This window comes from Vibrio sp. D417a, assembly GCF_030248595.1.
GTDB classification, from domain to species: Bacteria; Pseudomonadota; Gammaproteobacteria; order Enterobacterales; family Vibrionaceae; genus Vibrio; species Vibrio alginolyticus.
Genome location: NZ_JAHGAM010000035.1, coordinates 41,807 through 49,364 on the forward strand (window position 1 = coordinate 41,807; position 7,558 = coordinate 49,364).

Annotated in this window: 10 protein-coding genes; 8 read left to right on the top strand and 2 right to left on the bottom strand. The window is 45.1% G+C overall.

The genetic code is table 11. The features are described 5' to 3' along the window. Window positions 1-69: 69 nt before the first annotated feature. The gene (locus KI742_RS21895) at window positions 70-297 is read right to left on the bottom strand and encodes a SlyX family protein (protein ID WP_005381455.1); all 228 of its coding nucleotides are present in this window, start codon (window positions 295-297) and stop codon (window positions 70-72) included. After that, window positions 294-1,280: a WD40 repeat domain-containing protein gene (locus KI742_RS21900; protein WP_017633742.1), complete on the bottom strand. Its 987-nt coding sequence runs from the start codon at window positions 1,278-1,280 to the stop codon at window positions 294-296. Before KI742_RS21900 ends, KI742_RS21895 begins: the two co-directional genes overlap by 4 nt. A 128-nt stretch (window positions 1,281-1,408) precedes the next feature. Here KI742_RS21900 and fkpA point away from each other — a divergent pair, with 128 nt between their 5' ends. From fkpA to fusA, 8 genes are all read left to right on the top strand, one after another. Continuing rightward, window positions 1,409-2,191 carry an FKBP-type peptidyl-prolyl cis-trans isomerase gene (gene fkpA / locus KI742_RS21905; RefSeq protein ID WP_017821751.1) on the top strand — a complete coding sequence of 261 codons (783 nt, stop codon included), beginning with the start codon at window positions 1,409-1,411 and terminating at the stop codon, window positions 2,189-2,191. A gap of 143 nt (window positions 2,192-2,334) precedes the next feature. Further along, window positions 2,335-3,057, top strand: a complete 723-nt coding sequence (locus KI742_RS21910; RefSeq protein WP_005382804.1) for a transcriptional regulator — start codon at window positions 2,335-2,337, stop codon at window positions 3,055-3,057. After that, complete coding sequence (gene tusD / locus KI742_RS21915) at window positions 3,054-3,449, top strand: sulfurtransferase complex subunit TusD (protein WP_017821752.1); 396 nt, start codon at window positions 3,054-3,056, stop codon at window positions 3,447-3,449. Before KI742_RS21910 ends, tusD begins: the two co-directional genes overlap by 4 nt. Further along, entirely contained in the window at window positions 3,446-3,802 is a 357-nt protein-coding gene (tusC, locus tag KI742_RS21920) for a sulfurtransferase complex subunit TusC (RefSeq protein ID WP_054702275.1), read from the top strand. The genes tusD and tusC overlap by 4 nt, the downstream gene beginning before the upstream one ends. Window positions 3,803-3,809: 7 nt before the next feature. Then, entirely contained in the window at window positions 3,810-4,085 is a 276-nt protein-coding gene (gene tusB, locus KI742_RS21925; protein WP_115386340.1) for a sulfurtransferase complex subunit TusB, read from the top strand. A gap of 177 nt (window positions 4,086-4,262) precedes the next feature. Further along, window positions 4,263-4,637 carry a 30S ribosomal protein S12 gene (gene rpsL, locus KI742_RS21930; RefSeq protein ID WP_004399892.1) on the top strand — a complete coding sequence of 125 codons (375 nt, stop codon included), beginning with the start codon at window positions 4,263-4,265 and terminating at the stop codon, window positions 4,635-4,637. Window positions 4,638-4,738: 101 nt separating this feature from the next. Beyond that, the gene (rpsG, locus tag KI742_RS21935) at window positions 4,739-5,209 is read left to right on the top strand and encodes a 30S ribosomal protein S7 (RefSeq protein ID WP_005382796.1); all 471 of its coding nucleotides are present in this window, start codon (window positions 4,739-4,741) and stop codon (window positions 5,207-5,209) included. A gap of 75 nt (window positions 5,210-5,284) precedes the next feature. Then, complete coding sequence (fusA, locus tag KI742_RS21940; protein WP_005382794.1) at window positions 5,285-7,384, top strand: elongation factor G; 2,100 nt, start codon at window positions 5,285-5,287, stop codon at window positions 7,382-7,384. Window positions 7,385-7,558 lie beyond the last annotated feature (174 nt).

The window sequence follows — 7,558 nt, forward strand, 5'->3', positions numbered from 1 at the left end:
CCTTCTTAAGTAATTAATACAACAAAGCCCAGAACATGTTCTGGGCTTTATGCTATTTGAGCCTGCATTTTAATAATGCGGTGGTGGGGTTTCTTCTGACGGATCGGCTAAATTCGACGAGTCCATATTTTTTACTTTACCTACCACATATTTCATCTGATCGAGCATCTTGGTAATTTGCAGTTGTTGCTGCGATAAAGCTCCGTTCAGATCTTCAATAGTCTGTTCTTGGAACGCAAGCTGACATTCTAAGTCATTAATGCGTGCTTCCAATTGCTGAATGATTTTTTCTGTCATGATCCGTTCTCTAACTGCCAAGCTTGGGCAATACCTGCTGAAGTAGCAGTAATTACGCGTTGTTTTGAATCAAAGGCTGCATCATACACGACCGCACGGGGAGGGCGAGTGTCTTTTTTGGGCTCCACTTCAAATCCACTCATTCGTTTTCCGGTTTGAGTATCCCATATCGACACACGGCCAGAAGGGCTTCCTGTGACTAGTTGAGTCCCGTCGTCAGAAAATCGTGCGGTAGAGAAAATTAATTGGCGTGACCAACTGCTCAACTGTGTGACTTCTTGTCCAGTTTTTAAATTCCAAACAATCGCTTGGTTTCCGCCATCAGATGTCATTGCTAATTTTCCATCTCTTTGCAGGGCCACGCGAACAATTCGTTGTTCATGTTCGAAGGTTCGTAGTACTTGTCCGGTTTCGGTATCCCACAGATACGCTTTATAGTCATTACCTCCGGTTAGGGCGAAGCGACCATTAGGAGAAATGGCCACGGAATTGACTTTTTCACGATGCGCAAGGAACTCCATGCGACGCCCGGTGACTAAGTTGACATAAATTGCTTTACCGTTGGATAACCCAAGCAGAACTTGTTCACCATTACTGGTGATATCAACGTCGCGAATGAGCGCATCAGAGATAGACCAAAGGCCTTCGGATTGCGTCCAGCCTAGGTCCCAAACTGCGAAGTTCATTTGGCTTGCTGTAATTGCGTAGCGACCATTGTCAGATATGCGGATATGGGAAACCACATTGGCATCGGCATCGAGTTCACCCAGGTTGGCTAGTTGTTCATTTTGCTCTAGGTCCCACAACATCAAATGACGTTGTTGAGAATAGAGCAGAGCAAACCGTCCATCTCTGCTAAGTGCGAAGCTCGTCGCACCTTGAGGTTCTATCGGCCAACGCTGCACTTCACGCTCGGCGAAAAAGCAACCATTTAACGTGGTGATGACAATTAAATATAGGAATAAATGAAAAATTCTTTGCATCACATCTAATAATCCGGTTTGTGTCTTAAGACATATAGCTAGTATATTGGTATAACGATTGTCTTCACTAGTCTCATAGAAGATTTGTGCACAACAACCAATGGCAGAGCCATTATTGGGAGAATTTAATGAAATCAGTTTTAAAAGTGTCGCTACTTGCTGCAACAGTTATGCTAGCGGTAGGTTGTCAGAAAGAAGAAACTAAAACAGAAACCGCACCTCAAGCAGAACAAGTTCAAGCAGAAACCGGTAAAGCGGTTCACTTTAAAACCGACGACGACAAAGCGGCATACGCAATCGGTGTTTCATTTGCTAACTACCTAAGCACAAGCATCGACAAGCCAAGCGAAATCGGCATTAATCTTAACAAAGATTTGGTACTAAAAGGTATCGAAGACGTCTTCAAAGGCAATGCTGAATTGAATGAAGAAGAAACACGTGCAGCACTAGAATCTCTAGACAAGCGTGTTGCAGAAAAGATGCAAGCACAAGCGGCTGAGAAAGCAGCTGAAGCGAAAAAAGCTGGCGATGATTTCCGAGCTGAGTTTGAGAAGCAAGAAGGCGTAGTGAAGACAGATACAGGTCTTCTATACCAAGTAATGACACCAGCTGAAGGTGAGAAGCCAAAAGACACTGATACGGTTCAAGTACACTACAAAGGTACTCTGATCGACGGTACTCAGTTCGACAGCTCATACGATCGTGGTGAACCTGCAACGTTCCCACTTAACCGTGTAATCCCAGGTTGGACAGAGGGTGTTCAGCTAATGCCTGTGGGTTCTAAATTCAAATTCGTTATCCCGCCAGAGCTAGCATACGGTGACCAAGACACACCAAGCATTCCTGCTAACTCAACGCTAGTATTTGAAGTTGAGCTGCTAAAAGTTGAGAACGACAACGCAGAGCAATAACAATAAGCTGCGATAAGTTATTGAAAAAGGTCCGTTTAACGGGCCTTTTTTGTTCTAGGTCACTAGTTGGTGAGTTTGCTAGGTTGCTTTTCAAATTTTCTGATAAACTTACACCAATTTGTTGATTTTTCGCTCGAAGGCTTATGACAACTACAGAAACAATAAACGCGGAGATGTTGCTCGAAATGGAATCCGTTAACGTGATGCCGTTTACCGAGCACGACAAAATCATTTTAAGATCTTATGAGGCGGTCGTGGATGGTATCGCCAGCCTGATAGGTCCATTTTGTGAAATCGTTCTTCACTCTCTAGAAGACTTAAATACCTCTGCAATTAAAATCGCTAACGGTGAAAACACGGGGCGCCAAGTCGGCTCACCAATCACTGATTTAGCGCTTAAGATGCTAAAAGACATCGAAGGCTCGGAGCGCAACTTCTCACGTTCGTACTTTACCCGTGCAAAAGGTGGCGTGTTGATGAAGTCGATTACTGTCGCCATTCGTAATGGCGAAAATCGCGTGATTGGTTTGTTGTGTATCAACGTCAACTTGGATGCGCCTTTCTCGCAAGTTCTTCAGTCTTTCATGCCGACGCAAGAAGCGAAAGAAGCGGCTTCCTCGGTCAACTTTGCTAGTGACGTAGAAGAGCTGGTGGACCAAACTGTTGAACGCACCATCGAAGAGATTAATGCGGATAAATCCGTGTCTAACAACACCAAAAATCGCCAGATCGTGATGGAGTTGTACGACAAAGGTATCTTCGATATTAAAGATGCCATCAACCGTGTCGCGGATCGCCTTAATATTTCAAAACACACCGTTTACTTGTACATTCGTCAACGTAAAACCGAGGATGATGAAAGGTGAGTAAACTGACTTACACGTTAGTGGTGAATGGTCCCGTTTATGGCAGCCAGTCAGCGCGCAGTGCTTATCAGTTCGCCAAAGCGGTGATAGAGCAAGGCCATCAGCTAGTGAGCGTCTTCTTTTATCAAGATGGTGTGACTAATGGTACTGCTTTGAGTGTGCCAGCCAACGATGAATTTGATCTCAATAAGGCGTGGCAGTCTTTGGCTAAAGAGCATGGTGTTCGCCTAGAAACTTGTGTCGCGGCCGCTTTGCGTCGCGGGATTGTAAGTGAAGAAGAAGCGAATCAACATGGTTTGGTTCAGAACAATCTAGCCGATGGTTTTGAACAAGCAGGCTTAGGTAGCCTAGCTGAAGCGATGTTAACCCAAGACAGAGTGGTACAGTTTTGAGTCAGTTAACTTATCTATTTCGTAGTGCGCCACATGGCTGTGCAGCTGGTCGTGAAGGTGTGGATGCACTGTTAGCCGCGTCGGCTTACTGTGAAGATATCAGCGTCATTTTCATGGGTGACGGGGTATACCAGCTTCTACTCGGGCAAGACCCCAACAATATTTTGAGTAAAGATTACGCGCCGATGTTAAAGCTTTTCGATTTATACGACATCGAACAAGTCTTTGTGTGTTCAGAGTCGTTAACCCAGCGAGGTTTGGCGCAAGCGGATTTAGTCATTGAAGCCCAAGCGTTAAGCTCAGAACAGCTCAAAGATAAGTTACAACACGCTGGCAAGCTACTGTCTTTTTGAGGAAGTTATGTTACACATCATAAAAACAGTCTCTGCTCTAGAAGACGCCATGCCCTTATGCAGTGAACAGGATAACATCTTACTTATAGAAGATGCAGTGTACGCTGCTAACTCGCAACATAAAGCATTTTCCCATCTAAAAAACCGCAGCGTATTTGTGTTAGAGAGCGATGCGCAAGCTCGCGGTATTGCAAATCGTATCAGTCCATCGCTGACGATTGTGAATTACTCAGGCTTCGTTGAACTAACAGCAAAACAGGATAAATCCCTAACTTGGGATTGAACAAGATTTGCTGTCGACAAAGCTTTACGGATGAATTGTTCTAATTGAACAAAAAAGATCCGTATATTTCTTGACACACCTCTCACTGCTGCATAGAATTTTGCGTCCCTAACTGCATTGGCAGTTGGGGATAGATTTTTCACAAAGCTTACTTTCAAGTAAATCAGGAGCTAGTTAATGGCAACTATTAACCAGTTGGTACGTAAGCCACGTGCAAAGCAAGTTGTTAAAAGCAACGTGCCTGCACTAGAAGCGTGCCCACAAAAACGTGGTGTATGTACTCGTGTTTACACTACTACACCTAAAAAACCTAACTCAGCACTTCGTAAAGTTTGTCGTGTACGTCTGACAAACGGCTTCGAAGTTACATCGTACATCGGCGGTGAAGGTCACAACCTTCAAGAGCACTCAGTTGTTCTAATCCGTGGTGGTCGTGTTAAAGACCTTCCAGGTGTGCGTTACCACACTGTTCGCGGCGCACTAGACTGTGCTGGCGTAAATGACCGTAAACAAGGTCGTTCTAAGTACGGTGTGAAGCGTCCTAAGTCTTAATGGATTCCGTTAAGTAAGGCCAAACACTAAATTATTTTTAATTTTTTGAAAAAACTGAAAAGTTTTGGATAAAACCTGAAGAAGACAACGGAGATAAATCCATGCCACGTCGTCGCGTCATTGGTCAGCGTAAGATCCTTCCAGATCCAAAATTCAAATCTGAATTGCTGGCAAAATTCGTTAACATCCTAATGGTTGACGGTAAAAAATCTACTGCAGAGAAAATCGTTTACACTGCACTAGATGCTATGGCTGAAAAGTCTGGTAAAGACCACTTAGCTATTTTTGAAGAAGCTCTTGAAAACGTTCGCCCAGCGGTAGAGGTTAAATCTCGCCGTGTTGGTGGTTCAACTTACCAAGTACCTGTAGAAGTACGTCCGGTTCGCCGTAACGCACTTGCTATGCGTTGGTTGGTTGAAGCTGCGCGCAAGCGTGGTGAAAAATCTATGGCTCAACGCCTAGCTGCTGAAATGCTAGACGCGTCTGAGAACAAAGGTACTGCGGTTAAGAAACGTGAAGACGTTCACCGCATGGCTGACGCAAACAAAGCGTTCGCTCATTACCGTTGGTAATACCTTCTGTGCTGCGAGGTTCTCTCGCAGCACTTTTCTATACTCTAAGGTACACCTTAGTAAGAGGATACAATCGTGGCTCGTAAAACTCCTATTGAGCTATACCGTAATATCGGTATCTGTGCTCACGTAGATGCAGGAAAAACAACCACAACTGAGCGTATTCTGTTCTACACTGGCCTTTCTCACAAAATCGGCGAAGTTCACGATGGTGCAGCAACCATGGACTGGATGGAGCAGGAGCAGGAGCGTGGTATCACTATCACATCCGCTGCGACTACTACATTCTGGCGTGGTATGGAAGCACAGTTCCCTGAGCATCGCGTAAACATCATTGATACCCCTGGACACGTTGACTTTACTATCGAAGTAGAGCGTTCTCTTCGTGTACTTGATGGTGCTGTGGTTGTGTTCTGTGGCTCATCTGGTGTTGAACCTCAGTCTGAAACTGTATGGCGTCAAGCAGACAAATACCACGTTCCACGTTTGGTATTTGTAAACAAGATGGACCGTGCGGGCGCAGACTTCCTACGCGTTGTGAACCAAATTAAGAATCGTCTTGGTGCGACTCCTGTTCCAATCCAGCTGAACGTTGGTGCGGAAGATGAGTTCAGAGGTGTCATCGACCTTATCAAGATGAAAATGATCAACTGGAATGATGCCGATCAAGGCACTTCGTTTACTTACGAAGACATCCCAGCTGACATGATTGAACTTGCTGAAGAGTGGCGCAACCACATGGTTGAATCCGCTGCTGAAGCTAGCGAAGAGCTGATGGACAAGTACCTTGAAGAAGGTGAATTGACTGAAGCTGAGCTCAAACAAGCTCTACGTACTCGCACACTAAATAACGAAATCGTACTGGCTACTTGTGGTAGTGCGTTTAAGAACAAAGGTGTTCAAGCGGTACTGGATGCAGTAGTTGAGTTCTTGCCATCGCCTGTTGACGTACCTGCAATTAAAGGTGTCGACGAAAGAGAAAATGAAGTTGAGCGTCATGCTGACGACAACGAACCTTTCTCAGCGCTAGCGTTTAAGATTGCGACTGACCCATTCGTGGGCACGCTAACTTTCATGCGTGTTTACTCCGGTGTTGTAAACTCGGGTGACGCTGTTTACAACTCAGTAAAAGAGAAGAAAGAGCGTTTCGGTCGTATCGTTCAGATGCATGCGAATAAGCGTGAAGAAGTGAAAGAAGTTCGCGCTGGTGATATTGCAGCTGCTATCGGTCTGAAAGACGTAACAACAGGTGACACACTGTGTGATCAGAACCACAAAGTGATTCTAGAGCGCATGGAGTTCCCTGAACCAGTTATTCAGATTGCTGTAGAGCCTCGTTCTAAGGCAGACCAAGAGAAAATGGCTATCGCGCTAGGTAAACTAGCAGCGGAAGATCCATCATTCCGCGTGGAAACGGACGACGAATCAGGTCAGACTCTGATCTCAGGTATGGGTGAACTTCACCTAGACATTATCGTTGATCGTATGAAGCGTGAATTCAGCGTTGATTGTAACGTTGGTAAACCTCAGGTTGCTTACCGTGAAACCATTCGTGGTAAAGCGGAAGTTGAAGGTAAGTTTGTTCGTCAATCAGGTGGTCGTGGTCAATACGGTCATGTTTGGGTCAAACTTGAGCCTTCTGAGCCTGGTGAAGGTTTCGTATTCGTAGACGAAATCGTGGGCGGTGTGATTCCTAAGGAATACATCAGTTCGGTATCGAAAGGTATCGAAGAGCAAATGAATAGTGGTGTTCTAGCGGGTTACCCTGTACTAGATATTAAAGCTACACTATTTGATGGTTCTTACCACGATGTAGACTCAAGCGAGATGGCGTTTAAGATCGCTGGCTCGATGGCATTCAAGAAAGGTGCACTAGAAGCACAACCTGTGATTCTAGAACCTATGATGAATGTCGAAGTAACCACTCCGGAAGACTGGATGGGTGACGTTGTTGGTGACCTAAACCGTCGTCGCGGTATCATTGAAGGCATGGACGAAGGTGTGGCTGGTCTTAAGATCATCCGTGCTCAAGTACCACTATCCGAAATGTTCGGTTACGCAACTGATCTACGTTCTGCAACTCAAGGCCGTGCGTCTTACTCTATGGAGTTTCACGAGTACGCTGAAGTGCCGAAAAACTTCGCAGATAAAATTATTGCAGAGCGTGGTTACTAATTGACGATTGAACTGCAAAAAGTTTACGACTTTTTGCGAGATCAGGGCGTCCAAATATTGCGCTAACGGGCGTTGGCGCATAAAATAACAATTTCTGGCGCGTCGTCGATCAATAATGATCACGACGAATCATAACTAGGAAGGAACACGATCGTGTCTAAAGAAAAATTTGAA